General features: G+C 68.9%; 22 protein-coding genes and 2 pseudogenes. 12 read left to right on the top strand and 12 right to left on the bottom strand.

Annotation, left to right across the window (positions count from 1 at the left end; translation table 11 throughout):
• Nucleotides 1-564 precede the first annotated feature (564 nt).
• Both AB0H62_RS16540 and AB0H62_RS16535 read left to right on the top strand, forming a co-directional pair.
• Nucleotides 565-909: a hypothetical protein gene (locus AB0H62_RS16540; RefSeq protein ID WP_360586730.1), complete on the top strand. Its 345-nt coding sequence runs from the start codon at nucleotides 565-567 to the stop codon at nucleotides 907-909.
• A gap of 96 nt (nucleotides 910-1005) precedes the next feature.
• Nucleotides 1006-1884: a universal stress protein gene (locus AB0H62_RS16535; RefSeq protein ID WP_220241582.1), complete on the top strand. Its 879-nt coding sequence runs from the start codon at nucleotides 1006-1008 to the stop codon at nucleotides 1882-1884.
• Nucleotides 1885-2168: 284 nt separating this feature from the next.
• Here the strand turns inward: AB0H62_RS16535 and AB0H62_RS16530 are convergent.
• From AB0H62_RS16530 to AB0H62_RS16520, 3 genes and pseudogenes are all read right to left on the bottom strand, one after another.
• Nucleotides 2169-3071, bottom strand: a pseudogene (locus AB0H62_RS16530) (IS3 family transposase); the annotation flags it as partial.
• Nucleotides 3072-3135: 64 nt separating this feature from the next.
• Complete coding sequence (locus AB0H62_RS16525; protein WP_220241580.1) at nucleotides 3136-4284, bottom strand: IS30 family transposase; 1149 nt, start codon at nucleotides 4282-4284, stop codon at nucleotides 3136-3138.
• A 10-nt stretch (nucleotides 4285-4294) separates the two neighbouring features.
• A complete protein-coding gene (locus AB0H62_RS16520; protein WP_220241579.1) occupies nucleotides 4295-4609 on the bottom strand; it encodes a transposase in 315 nt (104 codons plus the stop codon).
• 172 nt (nucleotides 4610-4781) lie between these two features.
• Here AB0H62_RS16520 and AB0H62_RS16515 point away from each other — a divergent pair, with 172 nt between their 5' ends.
• Together AB0H62_RS16515 and AB0H62_RS16510 are read left to right on the top strand one after the other, a co-directional pair.
• Nucleotides 4782-5453, top strand: coding sequence for a universal stress protein (locus AB0H62_RS16515; protein ID WP_255638118.1), 672 nt, complete (start codon nucleotides 4782-4784; stop codon nucleotides 5451-5453).
• Nucleotides 5454-5810, top strand: a complete 357-nt coding sequence (locus tag AB0H62_RS16510) for a universal stress protein (RefSeq protein ID WP_360587080.1) — start codon at nucleotides 5454-5456, stop codon at nucleotides 5808-5810.
• Here AB0H62_RS16510 and AB0H62_RS16505 read toward each other — a convergent pair.
• Nucleotides 5731-6186, bottom strand: coding sequence for a DUF2267 domain-containing protein (locus AB0H62_RS16505; protein ID WP_220241578.1), 456 nt, complete (start codon nucleotides 6184-6186; stop codon nucleotides 5731-5733). The genes AB0H62_RS16510 and AB0H62_RS16505 overlap by 80 nt on opposite strands.
• 68 nt (nucleotides 6187-6254) lie before the next feature.
• Nucleotides 6255-6893, bottom strand: a complete 639-nt coding sequence (locus AB0H62_RS16500) for a hypothetical protein (RefSeq protein WP_220241577.1) — start codon at nucleotides 6891-6893, stop codon at nucleotides 6255-6257.
• A gap of 312 nt (nucleotides 6894-7205) precedes the next feature.
• Here AB0H62_RS16500 and AB0H62_RS16495 point away from each other — a divergent pair, with 312 nt between their 5' ends.
• The 8 genes and pseudogenes from AB0H62_RS16495 to AB0H62_RS16460 all read left to right on the top strand — a co-directional run bounded on the left by AB0H62_RS16495 (nucleotide 7206) and on the right by AB0H62_RS16460 (nucleotide 15095).
• The gene (locus AB0H62_RS16495) at nucleotides 7206-7715 is read left to right on the top strand and encodes a universal stress protein (protein ID WP_255638117.1); all 510 of its coding nucleotides are present in this window, start codon (nucleotides 7206-7208) and stop codon (nucleotides 7713-7715) included.
• A pseudogene (locus AB0H62_RS16490) lies at nucleotides 7634-8237 on the top strand (ATP-binding cassette domain-containing protein). Before AB0H62_RS16495 ends, AB0H62_RS16490 begins: the two are co-directional and overlap by 82 nt.
• A 4-nt stretch (nucleotides 8238-8241) precedes the next feature.
• The gene (locus AB0H62_RS16485; protein WP_220241576.1) at nucleotides 8242-9072 is read left to right on the top strand and encodes a slipin family protein; all 831 of its coding nucleotides are present in this window, start codon (nucleotides 8242-8244) and stop codon (nucleotides 9070-9072) included.
• A 28-nt stretch (nucleotides 9073-9100) separates the two neighbouring features.
• Nucleotides 9101-9994 carry a fructose-bisphosphate aldolase gene (locus tag AB0H62_RS16480; protein ID WP_220241575.1) on the top strand — a complete coding sequence of 298 codons (894 nt, stop codon included), beginning with the start codon at nucleotides 9101-9103 and terminating at the stop codon, nucleotides 9992-9994.
• 211 nt (nucleotides 9995-10205) lie between these two features.
• Entirely contained in the window at nucleotides 10206-12758 is a 2553-nt protein-coding gene (locus AB0H62_RS16475; protein WP_220241574.1) for an HAD-IC family P-type ATPase, read from the top strand.
• Nucleotides 12759-12871: 113 nt separating this feature from the next.
• A complete protein-coding gene (locus AB0H62_RS16470) occupies nucleotides 12872-13303 on the top strand; it encodes a DUF2267 domain-containing protein (protein ID WP_220241573.1) in 432 nt (143 codons plus the stop codon).
• Between the two features lie 338 nt (nucleotides 13304-13641).
• The gene (locus tag AB0H62_RS16465; protein WP_255638116.1) at nucleotides 13642-14103 is read left to right on the top strand and encodes a DUF6292 family protein; all 462 of its coding nucleotides are present in this window, start codon (nucleotides 13642-13644) and stop codon (nucleotides 14101-14103) included.
• Between the two features lie 5 nt (nucleotides 14104-14108).
• Nucleotides 14109-15095, top strand: a complete 987-nt coding sequence (locus AB0H62_RS16460; protein ID WP_220241572.1) for a nitroreductase — start codon at nucleotides 14109-14111, stop codon at nucleotides 15093-15095.
• Between the two features lie 11 nt (nucleotides 15096-15106).
• Here AB0H62_RS16460 and AB0H62_RS16455 read toward each other — a convergent pair whose 3' ends face one another.
• From AB0H62_RS16455 to acsA, 7 genes are all read right to left on the bottom strand, one after another.
• Nucleotides 15107-15475, bottom strand: a complete 369-nt coding sequence (locus AB0H62_RS16455) for a LiaF domain-containing protein (RefSeq protein ID WP_255638115.1) — start codon at nucleotides 15473-15475, stop codon at nucleotides 15107-15109.
• Nucleotides 15402-15767 (bottom strand): DUF5668 domain-containing protein, encoded by a 366-nt coding sequence (locus AB0H62_RS16450; RefSeq protein WP_255638114.1) that lies wholly within the window; start codon nucleotides 15765-15767, stop codon nucleotides 15402-15404. The genes AB0H62_RS16455 and AB0H62_RS16450 overlap by 74 nt, the downstream gene beginning before the upstream one ends.
• A 273-nt stretch (nucleotides 15768-16040) precedes the next feature.
• On the bottom strand, nucleotides 16041-16298 hold the full coding sequence (locus AB0H62_RS16445) for an acyl carrier protein (protein ID WP_220241571.1): 258 nt from the start codon (nucleotides 16296-16298) through the stop codon (nucleotides 16041-16043).
• A complete protein-coding gene (locus AB0H62_RS16440; protein WP_220241570.1) occupies nucleotides 16295-17593 on the bottom strand; it encodes a dihydrolipoamide acetyltransferase family protein in 1299 nt (432 codons plus the stop codon). The genes AB0H62_RS16445 and AB0H62_RS16440 overlap by 4 nt, the downstream gene beginning before the upstream one ends.
• A 1-nt stretch (nucleotide 17594) precedes the next feature.
• A complete protein-coding gene (locus AB0H62_RS16435) occupies nucleotides 17595-18563 on the bottom strand; it encodes an alpha-ketoacid dehydrogenase subunit beta (protein WP_220241569.1) in 969 nt (322 codons plus the stop codon).
• A complete protein-coding gene (gene pdhA, locus AB0H62_RS16430; RefSeq protein ID WP_220241568.1) occupies nucleotides 18560-19549 on the bottom strand; it encodes a pyruvate dehydrogenase (acetyl-transferring) E1 component subunit alpha in 990 nt (329 codons plus the stop codon). The genes AB0H62_RS16435 and pdhA overlap by 4 nt, the downstream gene beginning before the upstream one ends.
• Nucleotides 19546-21312 carry an acetate--CoA ligase gene (acsA, locus tag AB0H62_RS16425; RefSeq protein ID WP_220241567.1) on the bottom strand — a complete coding sequence of 589 codons (1767 nt, stop codon included), beginning with the start codon at nucleotides 21310-21312 and terminating at the stop codon, nucleotides 19546-19548. The genes pdhA and acsA overlap by 4 nt, the downstream gene beginning before the upstream one ends.
• Nucleotides 21313-21353: the final 41 nt, after the last annotated feature.

Below are 21353 nucleotides of genomic sequence, written 5' to 3'. Positions count from 1 at the left end.
GGGATGGGACACCGGTCACCTTCGACGTGACGCGGATCGGGGCCGTGGTCGCCTTCACAGCTCGCGACGCCGGACACGCGAACCCCAGTCAGGCCCAACGTCACCTTAAAGCGACAGCCGACGCACTCGCGACCCCGTTGCGGGGCGCGTTCCCCGCCGTTGTCCTCCGCGGGCGCCATGGTTAACGCGGTCGCCGCGGTCGGCCTGTACTTCGTGACGTGCTTTTCACCGCGGCTGGCCTACTGGAGTTCCGTGTTCGCGCTGAACCGTCATCGTGTCGGAAGTGGCACCGGGAGTGGTCGGCGGAGCTGGAGAAGAAGGCGCATTCCTGAGCCCCTTCTACAGCTGCCCGGGATCGCGCCGGTGGGCAGAAGGGACACCCAGTGCGGGTCGGCACCTGCGGCCAGGCCGCCCGGTCGGGTGCCAGGATCCGACCACCCGTGCGTCTCGGCGTTCCGGCGGAGTTCGCCTCTGTGCCAGGGTTTCGCGGTCATCGGTTCGCCCTTGCGGATTCGAGGTACGCGGTGCGGTAGGCCTGCGAGCAGACCTTCACCGCGCTGCTGCATGAAGCGATCGACGGCACAACGGCGGTGTATCGGCGTCAACGATGAGGACTTCCGCCGGCGTGCCCTCGTCGCGGTGTCGGACGAGGTGTCCGGGCCGGTGCGGTGGTTCGTGCGCAACACCGAGGCCAACGTCGAGCTCGACCTCACTGCGGCCGATGCCCTCGACCAGCTGCGTGAGGAACTCACCCGCTGCGGCGTGTCCGCGCTCGCGCACGTCAAGCAGGACCTGCGCGACGACCTCGAAGCCGCGGGACTGGTCGGGAAGGTGGGGGAGAAGCGGATTTTCCCGACGCTGCCGACGGCCGTGAGCGGCGACCGGGACTGGGTCGCCGCGCGGAGCTGACGTTGGTCCCCGGCTGCCAGGACGAACGGCTGCAGCAGAGCAGGTCCGCGCGGGCCTACGTTCGTGCTTCGTCGTAGTGGAACGGGAGGACACATCATGACCGCACCCGGAAAGTCACCCGTCGTCGTGGCCGTGGACGCCTCGAAGGCCGCGACCGCGGCGGCGGTGTGGGCAGTCGGGGAAGCAGCGCGGCGGCACGCTCCGCTGGTCGTGCTCACCGCTTACGGGTTCGACGACACCTGGTTCGGCAGCGCAGCAGACATGCCATCGGATTGGATAGCCGTCAAGCGCGCGGAGGCAGAAGCATTGCTGCGCCGGACGCGCGAGACGCTCGAAGCCGTCGTGCCCGGGCTCGACGTCTCGACCGAAGCGACAGACCGAGGCCGTGTGCCCGCCCTCCTCATCGCGTCGGAACGCGCGAGGATCCTTGTGGTCGGCGAACCGATCGGGCCGCTGCTCGGCCTGTTCAGCGGCTCGCCGGGTGTCGATCTGGCCGCAAAGGCTCACTGCCCGGTGGTCGCTGTCCGCGGCCAGGAAACTGTTGACGGCCAGGTCGTTGTCGGCGTCGACGGCAGCCCGCTCAGCGAAGCGGCGATCGGCTGGGCCTTCGAGGAGGCCTCGTTGCGCAAAACTGACCTCATCGCCCTCCACACCTGGCACGACGGCGACCTCTCCCACACCGGCGTCGGCAGTGGCATGTTCCAGGGCGAGAGCCTCCAGGAGACCGGCCACCGCCTGCTCGCCCAACGCCTCGCCGGCTGGCAGGAGAAGTACCCCGACGTCTACGTCGAACGCCAAGTTGACCACGACAAGCCCCGCCATCGGTTGCTCGCGTTGGGCCACAACGCCCAGCTGCTCGTCGTCGGCAGCCGTGGCCGCGGCGGCTTCGCCGGGCTGGTGCTCGGGTCGACGAGCCAGGCCTTGCTGCACCACGCGGACTGCCCGGTCATGGTGGTGCGCTCGGAAAAGGGCTGAGATGTGGAGGCACCCCAGAGCGGGCCGGTGCGGGGGCTGCCGTAACGACGTTTCCCCACCGCCTGCAGCGAAACGCCAGCGCCAAGCCAGAACGACGAGGCGACCGGATACCCAGCGCGAACACGGCGAGCCCGCCGACGATCAAGTTTCACGGCAGGGTGGCCACCAGCGCCAGGTATCCGACGAGACAGCGATGTCAAGCCAGCGGAGCCAATAGCCAGCAGCGCGTCCGCGCGCTGCTACCGCAAGCTGTCTGTCAAGCCCCGGGTTTCATGGAGAGTGGATTAGTTGGTTTCCTGGGTTGCGGTGACCGGGTGGGTCATCGCGTGGAGCGTCTCGTATTCGGTGGGTGGGAGGTGTCCGAGCTCGCCGTGCAGGCGCCGGTTGTTGTACCAGTCGATGTACTCCACGGTCGCGATTTCCAGGTCGTCGAGGCCGCGCCAGGGGCCGCTGTTGCGGACGAGTTCGGCCTTGTAGAGCGAGTTGAACGCCTCGGCCATCGCGTTGTCGTAGCTGTCGCCTCGGGACCCGACCGAGGCGACGGCGTCGGCCTCGGCCAGGTGCTGGGTGTAGCGGATCGCTCGGTATTGCACTCCGCGGTCGCTGTGGTGGACCAGCCCGGTCAGGTCGGCGCGGTCGGCCTGGCGGCGCCAGATCGCCATCTGCAGCGCGTCCAGCGCCAGATCCGTGTAGAGACTGGTGGCGACCTGCCAGCCGACGATCAGGCGGGAGAACACGTCCAGCACGAACGCGGCGTAGGCCCAGCCCGCGGCCGTGCGCACGTAAGTGATGTCCGCGACCCACAACTCGTTCACCCGCGTCGCCGTGAAGTCACGTTCCACCAGGTCAGTCGGCCTTCCGGTCTCCGGCGCCGGCCGTGTCGTGCGAGGAGACTTGTCGCGGAGCAGGCCGCGTAACCCGGCCTCGCGCATAAGCCGCTCGACCGTGCACCGGGCCACCTCGACGCCGTGGCGGTTCAGCTCAGCCCAGACCTTCCTGGCTCCGTAGACGCTGTAGTTCGCCTCATGCACCCGTTTGATCTTCTCAGTCAGCTCCCGGTCCCGCGCCGCGCGGGCGGATTCGGGACGGGACTTGGCGGCGTAGTAGGTCGACGGTGCGATCTGGGCAGGCGTGCCCTCAAGCACCTGCAGGACCGGCTGGACACCGTGCTCCTTCCGTTGCGAGTCAACGAATTCGACCCCTCATCGCGACGGACGGTCCAGCTCCGCTGCGAAGAAAGACGCCTTAGATTCAACCCGTCAAGGCAACACACTCGGCCGGTGTGCGGTAACCCAGGCATTTTCGGGGTCGGTTGTTGAGTCGATCGGCGATCGCGTCGAGTTCGGTCTGGCTGTAGGCGGCGAGGTTGGTGCCCTTCGGTAGATATTGGCGCAGCAGCTTGTTCGTGTTCTCGTTCGTGCCGCGTTGCCATGGACTGCGGGGCGCGGCGAAAAACACGTCAACGCCTGTGGCGGTGGTGAATACGCGGTGGTCGGCCAGTTCCATCCCGCGGTCCCAGGTCAAGCTGCGGTGCAGCGTCTCGGGCATCGTGGCGTATCGCTCGATGAGCCCTGCGACGACAGTCTCGGTGCGCCGGTCAGCCAGCTGAACCACTGTGAGGTAGCGGGTTTTGCGGTCTACGAGCGTCGCTACCTGACTGCTCGTACCGCCGACGATCAGATCGCCCTCAAGGTGCCCGATGACGCTGCGGTCTTCGGCCTCGGCCGGCCGGTCGGTGATCGGGCGTGCATCGATGATCTGCGAGCGCCACTGCCCTTTCACACTGTGCCGCTTGTTCTTGCGGATCGGACGCCCGGTCCGCAGCTTCTTCGACATCGCCTTCGGGATGAGCTTCCAACGGCTGGTGTAGACGCTGCGGTAGATCGTCTCGTGGCTGACCATCATGTCCGGATCGCCCTCGTGTTCCAACCGCAGCCGCCGCGCGATCTGCTGGGGCGACCATTCTTGCTCGAGCCAGTCCACGACGCGGTTGCGCAGGATCGGATTCCTTGCCAGCAAGGATTGTTTAGGGCGCTTGCGCTGATCATCGGCACGCTCCTGGGCCGCGACGGCGCGATAGACGTCGCGGCCGCCATTGCGCCGGACCTCCCGGCTCACCGTCGATGCCGACCGCCCGAGACTCGCCGCGATCGCCCGGAATGACAACTGAGCGCTGATACCACGCGAAATCACCTCGCGCTCATCGACACTGAGGTGGTCCGCTCGGGAAACCGGCCGCTTGGGGGCGATCCCGCCATGATGCTTGAGCACGGTGAACACCGACCCAGGCGGCTTGTCCAGTGCACGTCCGATCACGCTGATCGACTCTCCGGCCCTCCACCGCCCCCACAACTCCTCCTTCATCGGATCCGACATGCCCGGCCGACCCAGACGCGCCACAAACCCCTCCTCAACCAGCCCCGATGCACCGACCGGTTGAATCTAAGGCCGCTGACTTCAGGATCTGGTTCGCCCGGCGCAGCTCACGCACCTCACGTTCCAGCTCGGCGATCCTGGCCGCCTCTGCCGAGGTCGTGCCCGGCCGTGCCCCTTCGTCGGTCTCGGCCTGCTTCACCCACGTCCGCAACGCCTCCGGGTGCACACCGAGCTGGTCGGCGATCCGCTTGATCGCACCACCAGCCGACGCAGGGTCTCGCCTAGCCTCGACTGCCAGCCGCGTTGCCCGCTCCCGCAACTCCTCGGGGTACTTCCGTGGTGCCGCCATGACCGTGAATCCTCCGGGTGTTCGATACCTCCATCAAACCCGGGGCGGGACAGTCGACGGGCCTGAGTACACCCTGTGCCCCTCGACGTCCGCCCGGCGGAGAGCTCACAGCTGAAGCTTGGTTGCCGGGGTATCCGCCGCGCATGGCCCAGCGCTGAATGCGGGGTGCAGAATGACAAGCCTGTCCACTGACCTGGTTGTCGGAGTCGACGGATCCGAGGCGTCAATCACGGCGCTGATATGGACCGCGCGGATGGCGGGGGAGTACCACCGCAGTCTCCGCGTCGTGTACGCCGTCGACGAGGTCCCGGTGGCCTATCCGCATGCTGTGTCGATGTACGCCGACGTGCAGCGACTCACCCGTGAGTGCGGGCGCCGCGTGCTCCAGCAGGCGCAGGAGGCGGCGGCTGAAGTGGCTCCGGGGTTGACCGTGAAAGTCGTGTTCCGGCCGGAGCGTCCGGCGGTGGCGTTGCGCGACGAATCCGCTTACGCCGGCCTGCTGATCCTCGGCACGCCCGGGCTTCGTCGTCTGGGCCGGATCCTGCTGGGATCGGTGTCGGTCGCGCTCGCGGCGCAGGGCGAGTGCCCGGCCGCGTTCGTCCGGCCACACGCCGGCGACGACGCGCCGCCAGTTGACGGGCCGGTGGTGGTCGGCGTTGACGCCACGCCGGTTGGTGAGGAGGCGATCGTTCTCGCTTTCGAGGAGGCATCGTGGCGCCGGGCTCCGCTCGTCGCGGTGCACTGCTGGCGGGAAGCGTTCTTGCCCTCGGTTTTCAAGGAGGGTGGCTGGACCATGGACACGCAGGCGATCGAGGAGCACGAGCGGGAACTGCTGGCCCAGTGACTGGCCTGCCTGCAGGAGAAGTATCCGGACATCGAAGTCACCCGCGTGGTGGCGAAGGGACGGCCATCGGAGGGCTTGCTCGTCTACCCCGACCGCGCACAGCTGCTGGTCGTAGGCAGGCGGGGCAGGGCACCGGGTTTGGCACTCGGCTCGACGAGCCAGAGCCTGATCTCCTACGCGCTCTGCCCGGTCATCGCCGCGCGTGGAACGCCTTCGGCTGACAGCGACGTTCGCAGCCGGGTCGGCATTCGGCCCGGCGAGTCTCGGGTGCGCGCGTTCAGCGGCGGCGAACAGACGTCGGCCGGACCGGGGTCCCGAACTCGAGCTCGCCGCGGAGGGCCGCCGGCAGAAGTGTGAAGACGTGCTCGAGCTGGCCTGGGGAGCAGAGTGAATCCAGCGCCGCCGAAACCGCGCTTGCGGCCGCCGGGACGTCGTTCGGACTGATCGTCGCTCCTTCGGCGAACAAAACGGTGAACGTGGCGGCGTCGTAGCGCACGGGGACTCTGCTCGGTTTCCAGCCGTCGAAGTAGACGCCGCGCAGCAGCTCGGGCAGTTGGGCCGCGAAATGTGCGGCGCTCTGGACGGTGAGCCGGTCGCGGACCAGGTGCAACCACGTTCGCAGCACCCGGTAGACGTAGTGGTGGTCTTCGGTACCCAGCTGCTCGGCGATGGCGGTCAGCCAGCGGCGGGCCGTCTGATAGGCGGGTGCGAGCGGATCGGAGTGCGTCGTCATCGGTTTTCCTTTCGAGTCGGGGGTTCTGCGCATTCGTCAATGGGCTGCGGGTGCAAGGCGTCGACGGGTCATTCGCCGGGGCGCACGAACCGGCTCGGGTCACCGGCGGCCCGCGCTCCGCTGTCCAGCCATTTCGCGAACCCCTGCCGGTCGCGCCGCTCCAACTCGTCGAGGTAGGCCTGCCGGGCGGAGACGACGATGTGCCGCCCGCGCTCGTCACCTGCGTGTTGCAGCTGCACGAAGCTCCGCCGCCACGCCAGGCAGAGCTCGTCGAGCGAGAGGGCGCTGACCGGCATCGGGCAGGGCACGCCTGTGTGCGACGCCGATGTCGTCTGTCGACTCCGGCTGCCTCGCTGCGGCGCTCTGAAGAGAGTTCGCCACCCGGACCAGGCTCCCGCTAACAGCAGAACAGCGGTCGTCGTGAAAGCCGGCCCCGGACCGGCGATCACTGCGATCGTGGCGGCGAAGACACCTACGACCATCAGACCCAGCGCCAATGCCATCGCTGCGCGCCGGGACGCGTGGTGGGGGCCGAACGCACGTTCCACCCAACGCACCCCGTCCGCGCACAGCCAGACGAGCGAGGCCAGTGCCAGTGCCATCGAGGCTATGGCGATGACCGCCGCGGCCGGCACGACCAGGACACCGAGCGCGCACACCAGACTCGTGAAGCAGATCGTCGACCACCACGCGACGTGAGCGAACACGGCACACCTCGGAAGTCTGTTGGGTTCCTGGGATCGGGAGGGGCGAAGCCGGTTCCTCGCGGGCCGTCCTGGGTGTCCGCGAGCGGTGTGTCTCCTCACAGGTATTCCGCAATGTTCACGCCCAGCTTGAGTTGGCTGGGGAATTCGCGGATAGGGTCCTATGTCTTTTCGCCCGGGCCTTACGTCAGTGTCGCGAGCGTGCACCGTGCCGGGCCCTTGGTCCTCGGCACCGGTGTCCACCGGCCGTTTCCCCCACCGGAGGGAACCGCTGTCCTTGAGTCGGCAACTGTGCCTCGGCGGAAGGTCACGGCAATGGCAGAAGTCAACGATCGGCTGGTGGTGGGTCTCGACGGATCGGATGCCGCCGACGTTCAAGCCGTGACGGCGTGGGTGTACGACCCGATGCTCGACGACGAGTCGGTGAACCGGAAGGCGGCTGAGGCGAGGGAAGAACACCTGCGGCAACTCGAGGAGTACGTGGCCTCGGCTTGCGCGGGCCGGCCAGGCGTGGAGGTGCGGTGCGTGGCTGCCGAGGGCGATCCCGCTGATGTGCTCGTGGAGTGCTCGCGTGACGCGCTGATGCTGGTGGTCGGCAGCCACGGCTGGGGAAAGTGGCGCGGCCTGCTGGCCGGCTCCGTGAGCGGTTCCTGTCTACGGCACGCGCACTGTCCGGTGGTGGTGATCCCTCCGCGGGCGTGGTTGCCGGGCAGCGCGGTGGGGCGGCTGGCGCCGTCCAGGCACTGGCGGGGGTCGATCTCGATGTTCCAGCCGGGCAAGTCACCGCGCTCGTCGGGGACAACGGGGCGGGGAAGTCCGTGCTGATCAAGTGCATCGCGGGGATCCACTCGCTGGACAGCGGTGAGTTCCGGTGGCAGGGACGACCGGTGCGTCGGCCGCGAACTCGTATGCCACGGCGTGTTGGACGAAGACACGATGCAGCTCTCGACGCGCAAGACGCTTGCCGAGCTCGGCGTGACGACGGTGCCTTCGGTGCGCCAGCCCGTCGGCCTGCTGACCGGCGGGCAGCGCCAGGCGGTCGCGATCGCGAAATCCCTGCTGTGGAAGTTGAGGCTGGTGCTCATGGACGAGCCGACGGCGGCGCTCGGCGTGCAGCAGACCGAAGTCGTGCTGCGGCTGGTGCGGACGCCGGCCGACCGCGGACCGGCGGTGATCGCGATCTCTCACAACATGAACGGGGTCCTGCACGTCGCGGACCGGGTCGCTGTCTTGTATCTGGGCCGGCTGGCGGTGGGGCACCCGGCCAGCGACGTCGACAAGGAAACCCTCATCGAGCTCATGACCACGGGCCGGTCCTCCCGGATCGAGCCACAAGGAACGGAGTAACGCCATGAACCCTTGGATCATCACCGGGATCGCCGTGGCGGTCCTGCTTGTGCTGGGCCTTTCGATCAGGATCGTCAAGCAGTACGAGAAGGGGGTGCAGTTCCGGCTCGGGCGAGTGATCGGAGTACGCGAGCCAGGGCTACGGCTGATCATCCCTGTGGTCGATGTGCTGCGCCGGGTGTCCCTGCGGATCGTCACCATGCCGATCCAGTCGCAGGGCATCATCACTCGGGACAACGTGAGCGTGGACGTCTCGGCGGTCGCGTACTTCCGAGTGGTCGACGTGGTGAAGTCGGTCGTGGCGATCGAGAACGTGCACGCGGCGATCAATCAGATCGCGCAGACGACTCTGCGGAAGGTGATCGGGCAGCACACGCTCGACGAAACCCTGTCGGAAACGGACGCGATCAACTCCGACATCCGGCGGATCCTCGACGACACCACGACCGAGTGGGGTGTCGACGTGACGTTGGTGGAGCTGAGGGACATTCAGCTGCCGGAAGCGATGAAGCGTGCGATGGCCAAGGAGGCCGAAGCCGAACGGGAGAAGCGGGGGAAGATCATCAACGCCGAGGGTGAGGCGCTGGCGGCGACGAAGCTCGGCGAGGCGTCGGACACGATGATGGCGCACCCACTTTCGCTGCAGCTGCGCAACTTGCAGAGTTTGGTCGAGATCGCGGTCGATCACAACAGCACTGTCGTGTTCCCGGCTCCGTTGATGAGCACCATCGGCGAGCTCGGGTCGTTCCTCGCGCACGAGGCGGCCGCGGCCAAGCCGCCCATGCCGCAGGCCGCCGAACCGAATGGAAAACCCGCCGTCTCCGTGGGTCCCTGAACCCGCCGTACCGGAAAGGACATCCGTCATGACACCACGTCCACCGCTGGCCGAGCTGGGGCTGAACACCGGCAAGAAAACTCGGCTGCACCGGATCCTGCACGAACACGGCCTGCGCAACGGGACCGCCTTCTTCCTGCCGTATGACCAGGGGCTCGAGCACGGGCCGCGGGACTTCTTCGCCAATCCGCGGGCCGGTGACCCGAAGTACATCCTGAAGCTGGCTGTCGAGGGCGGCTTCAACGGGATCGCCATCCAGATCGGGCTCGCCGAGAAGTTCTACTGGGACTACGCGGGCGAGCTCCCGCTGGTGCTGAAGCTCAACGGGAAGACCGAGATCCCCTCTGATGCCGAGGCGCTGTCGCCGCTGCACGGCAGCGTCGAGGAAGCCGTGCGGCTCGGCGCTGACGCTGTCGGCTACACCCTCTACGTCGGCACGCCCGCACAGGAACACGATTTCGCGCAGCTACGCCAGGTCCGCGTGGACGCCCACCGGCTCGGCATGCCGCTGATCGTGTGGGCCTACCCGCGCGGCGCGGCGATCGAGGCCAAAGGCGGGCGGGATTCCTTCTACGCCGTGGACTACGCCGCGCGGACGGCCACCGAACTCGGTGCCGACGTCGTGAAGGTGAACTTCCCGCACCCGGACAAGAATTCGCACGTGCCACGGGCCTACGACGCCGAGTTCACGAGCCAGCAGGCCATTGACGCCGTCGTGCGCTCGGCCGGGCGGACCCTGCTGCTCGTCTCCGGCGGGTCCAGAGCGGGCGACGACGCGATGCTCGAGAAGGCGCAGCAGGCGATGGAAGCCGGGGCGACCGGCCTGATCTTCGGCCGCAACGTCTGGCAGCGCGAACACGACGAATCGCTGCGGTTTGTCTCCGCGCTGCGCGAAATCCTCGCCAAGTATCCCAGCGTCTGATCCGAAGCAGGCGGTTGGGCGGGAGAAGCCACTGGCTGGTAGGCATCTTCATCGGCGAGGACGGCACGCCCGGACCCGTGCGGCCGCTCGGCCGCAACCGGCTCGCCGGGAGGCCGCGACTCGAAAGCTGAGGAGGCGTGATGCGGACCAGGGTCTTGCGTGAACGGAACCAGCTCGTCGGTGCGACGGCAATCCACCGCGGCGACGCTTGATGGCCGCGCCGAGCACCGGAGCGCTCGACGCACCGCACGCGATCCCGTTGGAGGTGCTGGTCGAGAAGCTTCGGACCGACCCGGCAGCCGGGCTGGACGCTGGTGAGGCTGCTGCCCGGCTGGTCAGTCACGGGCCGAACCAGCTCGAGACGGCGCAGGGACCGGGACTCCTGAGGCGGGTGCTGGCTCAGCTTCGTGACCCGCTGATCTACGTGCTGCTGGCCGCAGGCCTCGTCACACTGGCGTTCGGCGGCTACGTCGACGCCGCTGTCATCGGTGGGGTGGTCCTGCTCAACGCACTGATCGGGTATGTGCAGGAGTCTCGCGCTGTGCACGCGCTCGACGCGCTGGCCCGGTTGGTGCCGGTGGAAGCGACGGTGGTTCGCGGCGGTCGCGGGCAGCGGGTGCCGGCCGAGGAACTCGTGCCCGGCGACATTGTGGAGCTCGCGGGTGGTGACCGGGTCCCGGCCGATGTCCGGTTCGCCGAACTGCACGCGCTGGAAGTCGACGAGTCGGCACTGACGGGCGAGTCGGTACCGGTGTCGAAGACCGTGGCGGTCCTGCCCGATGACACCATCGTCGCCGATCGGACGAATACCGCGTACTCCGGGACGGTCGTCACACGTGGCTCGGCGCGCGCCTTGGTCGTGGCCACCGGCGCGGCGACGCAGCTCGGCGGCATCCAGCGGATGGTCAGCGGTGCCGGCACGGTCGTCACCCCGCTGACCCGCAAGCTCACCGGATTCTCCCGGCAACTGACCATCGGGATTGTGGCCGTGACTGTGGCCGCGTTCACGGTCGGCCTGGTGCGGGGGATGTCGGTGGCCGAGATTTTCACCGCCGCCGTCGCACTTGCCGTGGGCGCGATCCCGGAGGGGCTGCCTGCGGCGGTGACCATCGTGCTGGCCATCGGCGTCGTGCGGATGTCACGGCGCGGTGCGATCGTGCGCCATCTGCCCGCGGTGGAAACCCTCGGGTCGACCACAGTGATCTGCACCGACAAGACCGGAACTCTGACGCGCAACCGCATGACCGTCGTCGCGATCGCAGCGGGCGGACGGGTAGCTCCGCCGCAGGATGCCGGTCTGGATCCCGCGCTGCGGGAGTGCCTGATCGCGGGCGTGCTTTGCAACGACGCTGAACCCGAGGAAGGTGACCCGACGGAACGTGCGTTGCTCGCCGCTGCGGCCGCCGCGGGTTTGGACGTGTCGGCGCTGCGCGCGACCGCACCGCGGACCGATGTGGTGCCGTTCGAGCCGGAGCGGCGGCTGATGACCACAGTGCACGGCGATCGGGGGTACGTGAAAGGCGCGGTGGAGGAGGTGCTCGCCCTGTGTCGCGAAGGACTGGATACTGACGGAGCCGACCGAGTCGTGCGCACACACCACGAGTTGGCCGCGCGTGGGCTGCGAGTGCTGGCGTTCGCTTGGTTCAGCTCGGCGGCGAGCCCACGACCGGCTTTTCTCGGCCTGCAGGCGATGCAGGATCCCCCGCGCCCGGAGGCAGGGGAGGCCGTGGCGGCGTGTCACGAGGCCGGTATCGACGTAAAGATGATCACCGGCGACCACCCCGGAACGGCACGTGCGATCGCATCCTCCGTCGGGCTGGGTGCGGAGCCAGTGGTGATGACCGGCGCCGAGCTGGATCGGGTCGCCGGGGACCGCTTCGACTCCGAGGTGGCGCGCACGCAGGTGTTCGCCCGGGTGTCACCGGGTCAGAAGTTGCGCCTGGTGCAAGCGTTGCAGCGCCGCGGCGAGATCGTGGCCATGACCGGCGACGGCGTGAACGACGCACCCGCGCTGCGCCGCGCGGACATCGGCGTCGCGATGGGCCGGACCGGCACGGACGCCGCCCGCCAGGCTGCCGACATGGTGCTGACCGATGACGACTTCGCCTCGATCGCCGCCGCTGTGCGGGAAGGACGAGGCGTCTTCGACAACCTGCGCAAGTTCATCGCCTGGACGTTGCCCGCGAACATCGGCGAGGGCGTGGTCGTCCTCACCGCGGTCCTGCTGGGTGTGGCCCTGCCGATCGTGCCGGTGCAGATCCTGTGGATCAACATGACCACGGCGGTGTTCCTCGGGCTCACCTTGGCGTTCGAGCCGCAAGAGCCGAACTTGATGCGCCGCCCGCCGCTCTCGCCGCGGCAACCGTTGTTCACTGCTGCCCTGCTGCGGCGGGTCGTCCTGCTCTCGATCCTGCTGGTGGCCGCCGCGTTCTGGGCCTACCGCGGTGAACTCGCTGCCGGCGCAGCGATCGCGGAGGCGCGTACCAGCGCGATGAACGTGTTCGTCGGGGTGCAGATCGCCTACCTGATCAGCTGCCGTTCGCTGAACCGGCTCGTCGTGCTCGCGTGGCCCCGACACAGCGGAATACTGGCCCTCGGCATCGGAGCCACCGCGGCGCTCCAGCTGGTGCTCACCTACGTGCCGGTGATGAATACGCTGTTCCACACCGCGCCGGTCGGAGCCGGGACGTGGTTTCGGGTCCTGGTCGCTGGGGCGGTCACCTTCGTGGCGGTCGAGGCCGACAAGGTCGTCTGGCGCGGTTGAGCGAATCCACCCTTGACGGTCAATGCGGCGGTCGACCGGGACCGGTCCTTCGGGCCCTTCCCGGGTCAAGGGGCCGATGCGAACCTTGAGATCCTCGTCCGCAGGAGGCCACGATGTCCGACCCCTTTGCACACGCGGAAAGCACCGCGCACGACTGGCTGGCCGTGGTCCGTGACCACCTCGGCGCGAAAGACGACCGGGACGCGTACCGGATGCTCCGTGCCTGGCTGCACACGGTGCGCGATCGGCTGACTGTCGAGGGCGCCGCGAGGTTCGCGGCCCAGCTGCCAGAGCTGCTGCGCGGCTTGTTCTACGAGGGCTGGCATCCGGCCTTCGTACCGACCCGGTACGCCGTCCCCGGTTTTGTGGCCCGGTTCGCTGGGTCCGCCGACTCCACGCGCGCCGAGGTACCGGCGGCGGCCGCGGCGGTGACGGCGGCGGTCGGGAGCCTTTGCCGCCTCGACGGCGTTCTGGAACTGCTGCCCGCGTCGGTGGTCGAGCTGCTCGGCGGTGGGCCCGGGGCAAGAAGGCCCCTCGCGAGATGACCGACGCCGCGGAACAAGCTCGACATTCTCACGGTCCGTGCTGCCGCTGTTGCTGCTGTGCGGGCTTTTCGTGGCACGGACAAGACGGGCTGGTGCCTGTCGCGGCTCTCGTGCCGCCCGGACGGCGGTGCTCGCGCCTGCCGATGCCGGCCGCCGCAATGCTGCGCCGCAGGACGCGCTGAGGCCGTTCGTCACCCGGACGGGGGCCGTACGGCCACATCGGCGCACCGGTCGGCCGAGGTGTGCTGGGGACGAGACGGGTAGGCGAAGGAGAAACGAATGGCTGCACTTGGCCGAGTGCATCGGAGCGAAGTGGCGACGGAAGGCGGAGGGGCACCGTGACCCACCCGCTCGGAGATGATTCGGATCGGGAATACGCGTTCCTGTGCGGTCTGTCGGGCTACGTCGCCGCCGTGAGTGCCGCGATGGGCGTGGGCGAGGAGTCGTGTACCACCGACGTGAATCCGCCCTTCTCGGCGTACATCGCGCTGGAGACGCGCCTGCCCCAACACCCCGATCGGGACGTCGCGCTGTTGTGGGACGAGCATCACGGCTGGGCGGTGGCGATCGAGACACACTCGGGCGAAGATCTCTTCATCGTCGCCTACGCCGGCGTGCAGCTTGTACCGGAGCCTGCGCGCCTGTCGCGGTTCCTCGCGGAGCTCAGTGGCGGCGATGTGCCGGTCCTCACCACAGCACCCGAACTGGGAGGTCCGGAGGAACGCTTGCTCACCTGCCTGCAGCGTTATCGCCGCGACCTGTGGACCGCGGGTGCAGGTCGGCTCAGCCGGAAGGGGTGAGTGCCGTGGAGACTGGTGTCTGGACGAGCGCCGAGACCGAGCACCTCGCCCGGGCCGTGCTCGGCGCACCGTCGGTGCACAACCTCCAGCCGTGGCTGCTGGACCTCGCACCGGGACGGGCGTGGCTGCGTGAACGGGGCGACCTCGTTCTGCCGCACCACGACCCGGACGGTCGGGATCGCGCCGCGTCGTGCGGTGCAGCCGTCGTGAACCTCGAGCTCGCGGTCCGAACGCTGGGCCGGGCAGCTGACGTCGTCCTGCTGCCGAACGAGCACCGCCCCGAGATTGTTGCCCGGGTGGATGCCCACCGGTCGTCGGCGCCCACGCACGAAGAGGTCCGGCTGCACCGCGCGATCGCCCACCGAACGAGCCATCGGAGGCCGTTCGGCCTGCAACCGGTGCGCGACAGCGCGGCCCGGCGGGTTGTCTCGGCCGCCAGGACGTTGGGCGTCGATGCCCGGCTCGTCACCCGTGAGCCCGACATCGCGGCCGTCGCAAAGCTGCTGCACGTCGCCGCGGAGAAGTTTCAAGCAGACAGCGGGTACCAGCGTGAGCTGTCGTTGTGGACGATCCGGGACGAGGCGACGCACCGCCACGGCGTCGGCATTCCCGCGGGTCGCATCCCGGCCGGTGCGGTGCCGTGGGCGGGACTGGTCCGCCGGGCGACCGAGGTCCCGCACTGGACCGAGATCGAAGAGCGGCTGGCGGCCGGCGTCCTGGTCGTTCTCGTGACGCCCGGCGATACCCGCCTGGACCACTTGCGGGCCGGATACGCCTTGGAACTCGCGTGGCTCACGGCAGTCGACCTCGGCCTGGTGGGCGCCGTGCTGACTCAGCCCCTGCACCTCGAAACGGTGCGCGCGAAACTCGGTGAAGAGCTCTCGTTGACAGGCGTACCGCAGGTGCTCGTGCGGATCGGACACAGCTCGGAATCGGAACCGCCGCGGGTGCGGCGGTCGACCGAAGAGCTCGTGCAGCACGTCGAGGACTGACGGCCCGGCTGTCAGCTCGGGTCGTGCGCGACCTTGACCCCGCCGAGCACGGCTGTGGCGTTGACCTTCAGGACGGGTGCGTTGTCCGGCAGAGCTGTGTCGTCGGAAGTTTTGTCCTCGTAGCCGCCGAGGATCGGCAGCCCGCCGACCTGGACGCGCCAGTCTTCGGGCACCAGCACGTCGACGCCGCCGAAGAGCGCGAACGCGTCGACCGTCGCCCGGTCGTCGATGTGGGCGTGACGCAGGTCAAGGGTGGATCCGCCCAGGACCGCCGCGACGTCAGCATGGGTGAAGTGCCCGGACCGGTCAACGGTCTTCGCCCCGCCCAGCAGCGCCAGCGATACGGTGCGCGGCTGGGAGCGGGACCGGCTTGGCCGCAAGCCCGGCGAGTGCCACGGCGCCTGCGAGGAGCAGCAGCGACGGCCAGAACAACGTCTTTTGCGTCCACTGCAGCTGCCCCGCGAGCAGCACCAGCCCGACGACGGTCAGCAGGCCCGGACCGAACGAGACCCGTCGCTGCGACCACATCGCTGCGAGACCCAATCCGATGATCGCCAGCGGCCACCACCGCCCGGCAGTGACGCTCCATTCCGCGACGCCGACGGTGTCCAGGATTCCCAGCACGCCCAGGGCCACCAAAACGAGCCCGAACCACATGCGGACCAGTTTCATGATGACCTCCTTGTGCCGGTGGGGTTACCAGCTTTCGCCGGATGCAGGGGCGCGACGAGGGCTGGACCGCCTTCGTCGGCGGGGCGAATGGCCGCGCGTGATCTTCTCGACGCGCACCGCATCGCGGTGGCGTCACGACCGAGACTCGAAGCACAGAAGTCCCCGGCCGTCGAAGGCGGCAACTGTGTGGCCAGGTCGTCGACCACGCACACCACCGCGGGCAGCTCGCGCCGACGACGAGTGAGCACAGCTCTCCCAGGGGCTTGACCGCCGTCAGCGATGTGCTTCGCCGAGGAAGTCGGCGGCTGAGTCCAGGGTGGCCAGGTGGTCGTAGTCGTCCTCCTCGATGCGGCGTCCGAGCTGTTCCGACAGCCGTTCCACGAAGGTCAGGAAGTCCATCGAATCGAGTTCGAGGGCTTCGCGGAGGTTTTCCGACGGTGACAGTTGCTCGAGTTCGGCTTCGCTGGCGAAGCCGGCCAGCGCGGCGTGGAGCGCGCTTTTCGCTTCGGCACGGGTGAGTGGCGGGGTCATAGTTCCTCCGGTTGCTGCAGCAGGGCGGCGATGCGACTCAGGAAGCGCGCACCGGTCGCGCCGTCGCTGGCGCGGTGGTCGGCCGACAGCGTCGCGGTGACAAGAGGGCGGACGCCGAGCAGGCCGTCGACTGCCCACGGGCGCGAGGTGATCGTGCCGAACCCCACGAGGGCGACCTGCGGCGGGTAGATGACGCCGTGAACCGACTCGACGCCGTTGTCGCCGAGATTGGTCACGGTGATGGTGCCTGCCGTGAGGTCCGTGGAGCGCAAGGCCCCCGTCCTCGCCCGGGTCACAGCGGCACGCAGTTCGGCCATCAGCTCCGATGCGGAGCGATCCGCCGCGTCGAGAATCACGGGCGTGAGGAGTCCACCTCCGCGCAGGGCGACTGCCGTCCCGAGGTGCACGGAGTCCGCCGGGTGGAAGCTGTTGTCGACCCAGTGTCCATTGAGCTGAGGTGCGCGCCGGGCGGCCAGCGCGGTCGCCTTGAGCAGGAGCGCCGCGGGCAGGATCCGCTCGGGTATCGGAACGTGCAAGTTGTGCTCGCGCAGCCACTCCACCGCGGTGTGCAGGTCGATCGTGGTGGACAGGTAGTAGTGCGGGATCTCGCGCTTGGCCCGCGCCATCAGGGCGCCGATCGCCCGGCGCATGGCTTCCGCGTCCTGGCCGTGGCGCGCCGGCGCTCGTTCCGCCCGGCGCTGGGCCGCTGCTCGTACATCGCGAGCGTGGATCGCCCGGCCCGCCTGCGCCGGGAGGAGGGAGGACACGGCCACTCCCAGTTTGACCGCCAGCTTCCTGGCGTAGGGGGAAATGCGGACGCGGCCTGCCGGCAGCGGGGTCCGTGCGGCGATGGCCCGTGCGACGTCGGCGTGAGTCACTCGTCCGTCGCGGCCCGAGCCGTGCACGGTCGCGAGGTCGACTCCGGACTGTGCGGCGAACTTGCGGGTCGGCGGTGTCGCGAGCGCCACTTCGGCTGGAGGACCTGGCTCTACGTGCGGAACGGTCTCAGGAGCAGGTTCACGCTCGTCCTGCGTAGTTGGTCCGACTTCAGTCATGCCGGGACCCGCGGCGAGTACAGCCAGCGGTGTCCCCACCGGAACGCGCGTGCCCACAGGCACGAGAACCTCGCTCACGGTGCCGCTGGTGAAGCACTCGACCTCGATCGCGGCTTTGTCGGTGTCCACTACAGCAACGATGTCACCCTTGCGCACGGTGTCCCCGGCTTTCACCAGCCATTCCAGGATGGTGCCCTCGGTCATGTCCGCGCCGAGCGCGGGCATCAGGAATTCAGCCACCTCAGCCCACCGCCCGCCGGGCTGCTGCCACGACGTCCGCCGGCTGCGGCAGGGCGGCGTACTCGAGTTGCTGCGCGTAGGGAATCGGCACCTCGGCGGTGCACACGCGTTCGATCGGGGCGTCGAGCTCGTAGAGCGCCTTTTCCGCGGCCCGTGCTGCGATCTCGGCGGACAGGCTGCCGCTGCGCCAGCCTTCGTCGACGACGACCAGCCGGTGCGTGCGGGCGATCGAGTCGAGGATCGTGGGCTCGTCGAGAGGTCGCAGCGTACGCAGGTCGAGGACTTCGGCGTCGACGCCCGAATCGGCGAGTTCGCCGGCGGCGTCGAGTGCGGTGCGCAGTGTGCCGCCGTAGGCGATCAAGGTGACGTCGGTGCCGGGACGCCGGATCACCGCGTGGTCGATGTCCACCGCGCCTGCGTCCGGCGCCAGCTCACCGGACACGTTGTACAGCGTGCCGTGTTCGAACAGCAGGACCGGGTCCGGATCCTGCACCGCGGTCCACAGCATCCCACGGGCGTCCTCCATCGTCGCGGGGGCGACGATCCGCAGGCCCGGGATGTGGGCGTACCAGCCTTCGAGGCTGTGGGAATGCTGCGCCGCGAGTTGCCGGCCGGCACCGGTTGTCATCCGGATCACCAGCGGCACGTTGAGCTGACCGCCGGACATGTGCAGCAGCGTCGCGGCGTTGTTGAGGATCTGGTCCAGCGCCAGCAGGCTGAAGTTGACCGTCATGATCTCGACGATTGGCCGCATCCCGCCGAGTGCGGCGCCGATCCCGGCGCCGACGAACGCGGACTCCGACAGCGGGGTGTCGCGGACGCGCTCGGGCCCGAACTCTTCCAGCAGGCCGAGGCTGACCGCGAAGCACCCGCCGTAGCGGCCGACGTCCTCGCCCATGAGGAACGTGCGCTCGTCGTGTTCGAGGGCGTCGCGCAGGCCGGCCCGCAACGCTTCGCGATAGGTGGTCATGGCTGCTCCGAGTAGACGAACCGCGTGAGGTCCTCGACCGGCTCGAGCGGGCCGGCCTCGGCCGCTTCGATCGCGGCGGCGATCTCCCGGTCCACGTCGGCCTCGATCGCCGTCGCCCGGCGGCCGGTCAGTTCGCCGTCCTCGGTCATCCGGTGCATGAGGCGGGGGATGGGGTCGGCTTCCTTCCAGTGCTCGATTTCCGATTTGTCGCGGTACCGGTCCGGGTCGTACATCGAGTGCGCGCGGAAGCGGTAGGTGCGCAGCTCGAGGAACTGCGGGCAGGGTTCGGTGCGGATCTTCTCGACGGCCTGATCGGCGGCTTCGGCGACGGCGAGCACGTCCATGCCGTCAACTGCGCGAGCCTGCATGCCGTAGGAGGCGGCGCGGGCGGCGAGATCGACCTCCGCCTGGGCCCGGTCCAGCCGCGTGCCCATCGCGTACAGGTTGTTCTCGCAGCAGAACAGCACCGGCAATCGCCAGAGCGCGGCGAGGTTGAGGCATTCGTGGAACTCGCCTTCGGCCACGGCGCCGTCGCCGAACAGGCAGACGGTGACCTGGGGTCGGCCGCGCATCGCGTCGGCGAGCGCCAGGCCCACGGCGACCGGCAGTCCACCGCCGACGATCGCGTTGCCGCCGTAGAATCGCCGGGACGCGTCGAACAGGTGCATCGAGCCGCCTCGGCCGCGGCTGCACCCGGTGGTGCGCCCGTACATCTCGGCGAGCACCGAGTCCATCGGCAGTCCGCGTGCGAGCGCGTGCCCGTGTTCGCGGTAGGTCGACACCACGGCGTCGTCGGGACCGACGGCCTGCAGAATTCCGGCCGCCACCGCTTCCTCGCCGATGTAGAGGTGCATGAAGCCGCGGATCCGCGCCGTGCTGTACAGCTCGACGCAACGTTCTTCGAACCGCCGGATCCGGATCATCTGGCGCAGCAGTTCCGTGCGGTGTTTCGCGCGAGCGCTCTGCGCGGCCTGTCGTCTGCTCATCCCGGGACCTCCAAGGTGGACACGTCGCCCTCGGGGAGTCCCAGCTCCCTGGCTTTGAGCAGGCGGCGCATCACTTTGCCGCTTCGGGTGTGCGGTAGCCACTGGTCGAACACGAGCTCCTTGGGTGCGACCGCGCCGAGCGCGTGTCGCCCGAAAGTCAGCAGTTCCCATCGGAGCGCGTCGGTGGGTTCGTAGCCGGGGCGCAGCGTCACGAACGCCTTGACGAGTTCGCCGGCCACCGGATCCGGTTTGCCGATCACCCCGGCCTCGGCGACTGCTGGGTGCGCCAGCAGCGCGTTCTCGACTTCGAACGGGCCTACGAGGTGGCCCGCGGATTTGATGACGTCGTCCGCGCGGCCGACGAACCAGTAATAGCCGTCTTGGTCCCGCCGGGCGATGTCGCCGGTGAGGTACCAGCCGTCGGCGAATGCGCGCGCGTAGCGCTCGGAGTCGTGCCAGTAGGCCCGGAACATCGACGGCCAGCCGGGTCGCAGGGCGAGCTCGCCTTCCATCCCCGGCGCGGTGATCTCCCGAACCCGGCCACCGGTGACGAGGGCGCGTCCGTCCGGTCCTCGTTCGAGCAGACCGGCCGTGACGCCGGGGAGGGGCCGCCCCATGGAGCCTGGCCGGATCTCCGCCGCGGCGAGGTTGGCGATCATGATCGCGCCTGTCTCGGTCTGCCACCAGTTGTCGTGTACCGGCAGGCCCAGTGCCTCCTGGCCCCACACCACGACCTCCGGGTTCAACGGCTCGCCGACACTGGCGACGAACCGTAGTGCAGCCAGATCGAAACCTCCGGGCTTTCGCGCGTCGCGCATCAGCATCCGCAGCGCGGTCGGAGCGGTGTACCAGACGGTGACGCGCTGCGCGGCGAGGATTCGGTACCAGCGAAAGGCGTCGAATTCTCCTTCGTCGCTGATCAGCGTGGCGCCGTGCGTCAGCGGAGCGATGACACCGTAGGACATCCCGGTCACCCAGCCGGGATCGGCGGTGCACCAGAACACGTCGTCCGGCCGCAGGTCAAGGGCGTAGCGGGCGGTGACGTGGTGCGCGAGCACGGATTCGTGGACGTGGAGGGCACCTTTCGGCGTGCCGGTCGTGCCGCTCGTGAAGTGCAGCAGCGCGGGGTCTTCCGGTTTCGTGGGTACGGTGTCGAACTCGGAATCCGCTGCGGACAAAGCAGGACCGAGCGCGATCGTCCCGGGTTCGGCGTCGCCGCCGACGAGGAGTACGTGGCTGAGTGACGGCAAGGAGTTCCGGATTCCGCGTACCTTCCGCCGGTACAGCGCAGGCGTGGTGACCAGTACGGAACCTTCGCCGAGGCGCAGCCTCTCGCGGATCGGTTCGGGACCGAACGCGGAGAACAGCGGCGACACCACGCATCCGGCCTTCAGCGTGCCCAGGGCCGCTACGTACAGTTCGGGTACGCGGCCGAGGAGGGTGAACACCCGGTCGCCGCGGCGCACCCCGAGTTCGCGCAGCAGGTTCGCGAACCGGTTGGTTCGCTTGCGGAGTTCGCTGTAGCTGAGATCGTGCGCACGGTCGTGGCGGTCGATCCAGCGGATCGCCGTCTGCCCTCGCCTCGGTTCGGCGGCGTGGCGGTCGACCGCCACGCAGGCGATGTTGAGGCTGTTCCCGCTCGGCAGACCGGATAGCTCCCGACGCGCTTCGTCCCAGCGGAACTCGCGGCGCGCCCGTGCGTAGTCGCGCAGGTTGGCCGCAGCCTGGACCTGTTCGGGCTTTCCGATCCGTGCCCAGGTCACGGCCGGCCCCGACCATGGCGCGGCGGCGTCTCGGTGGTGTA

The sequence above is a fragment of the Amycolatopsis sp. NPDC050768 genome, from assembly GCF_040654155.1.
Classification (GTDB): Bacteria; Actinomycetota; Actinomycetes; order Mycobacteriales; family Pseudonocardiaceae; genus Amycolatopsis.
This window is presented reverse-complemented; position numbering and strand designations above follow the sequence as displayed.

Bases quoted from the DNA above. Each gene is read 5' to 3' on its own strand.
- AB0H62_RS16495 (WP_255638117.1), top strand. From the start codon at position 7,206: ATGGCAGAAGTCAACGATCGGCTGGTGGTGGGTCTCGACGGATCGGAT.
- AB0H62_RS16540 (WP_360586730.1), top strand. From the start codon at position 565: ATGAAGCGATCGACGGCACAACGGCGGTGTATCGGCGTCAACGATGAG.
- pdhA (WP_220241568.1), bottom strand. From the start codon at position 19,549: ATGAGCAGACGACAGGCCGCGCAGAGCGCTCGCGCGAAACACCGCACG.
- AB0H62_RS16445 (WP_220241571.1), bottom strand. From the start codon at position 16,298: ATGACCCCGCCACTCACCCGTGCCGAAGCGAAAAGCGCGCTCCACGCC.
- AB0H62_RS16505 (WP_220241578.1), bottom strand. From the start codon at position 6,186: ATGACGACGCACTCCGATCCGCTCGCACCCGCCTATCAGACGGCCCGC.
- AB0H62_RS16475 (WP_220241574.1), top strand. From the start codon at position 10,206: ATGGCCGCGCCGAGCACCGGAGCGCTCGACGCACCGCACGCGATCCCG.
- AB0H62_RS16470 (WP_220241573.1), top strand. From the start codon at position 12,872: ATGTCCGACCCCTTTGCACACGCGGAAAGCACCGCGCACGACTGGCTG.
- AB0H62_RS16450 (WP_255638114.1), bottom strand. From the start codon at position 15,767: ATGAAACTGGTCCGCATGTGGTTCGGGCTCGTTTTGGTGGCCCTGGGC.
- AB0H62_RS16485 (WP_220241576.1), top strand. From the start codon at position 8,242: ATGAACCCTTGGATCATCACCGGGATCGCCGTGGCGGTCCTGCTTGTG.
- AB0H62_RS16520 (WP_220241579.1), bottom strand. From the start codon at position 4,609: ATGGCGGCACCACGGAAGTACCCCGAGGAGTTGCGGGAGCGGGCAACG.
- AB0H62_RS16435 (WP_220241569.1), bottom strand. From the start codon at position 18,563: ATGACCACCTATCGCGAAGCGTTGCGGGCCGGCCTGCGCGACGCCCTC.
- AB0H62_RS16515 (WP_255638118.1), top strand. From the start codon at position 4,782: ATGACAAGCCTGTCCACTGACCTGGTTGTCGGAGTCGACGGATCCGAG.
- AB0H62_RS16535 (WP_220241582.1), top strand. From the start codon at position 1,006: ATGACCGCACCCGGAAAGTCACCCGTCGTCGTGGCCGTGGACGCCTCG.
- AB0H62_RS16480 (WP_220241575.1), top strand. From the start codon at position 9,101: ATGACACCACGTCCACCGCTGGCCGAGCTGGGGCTGAACACCGGCAAG.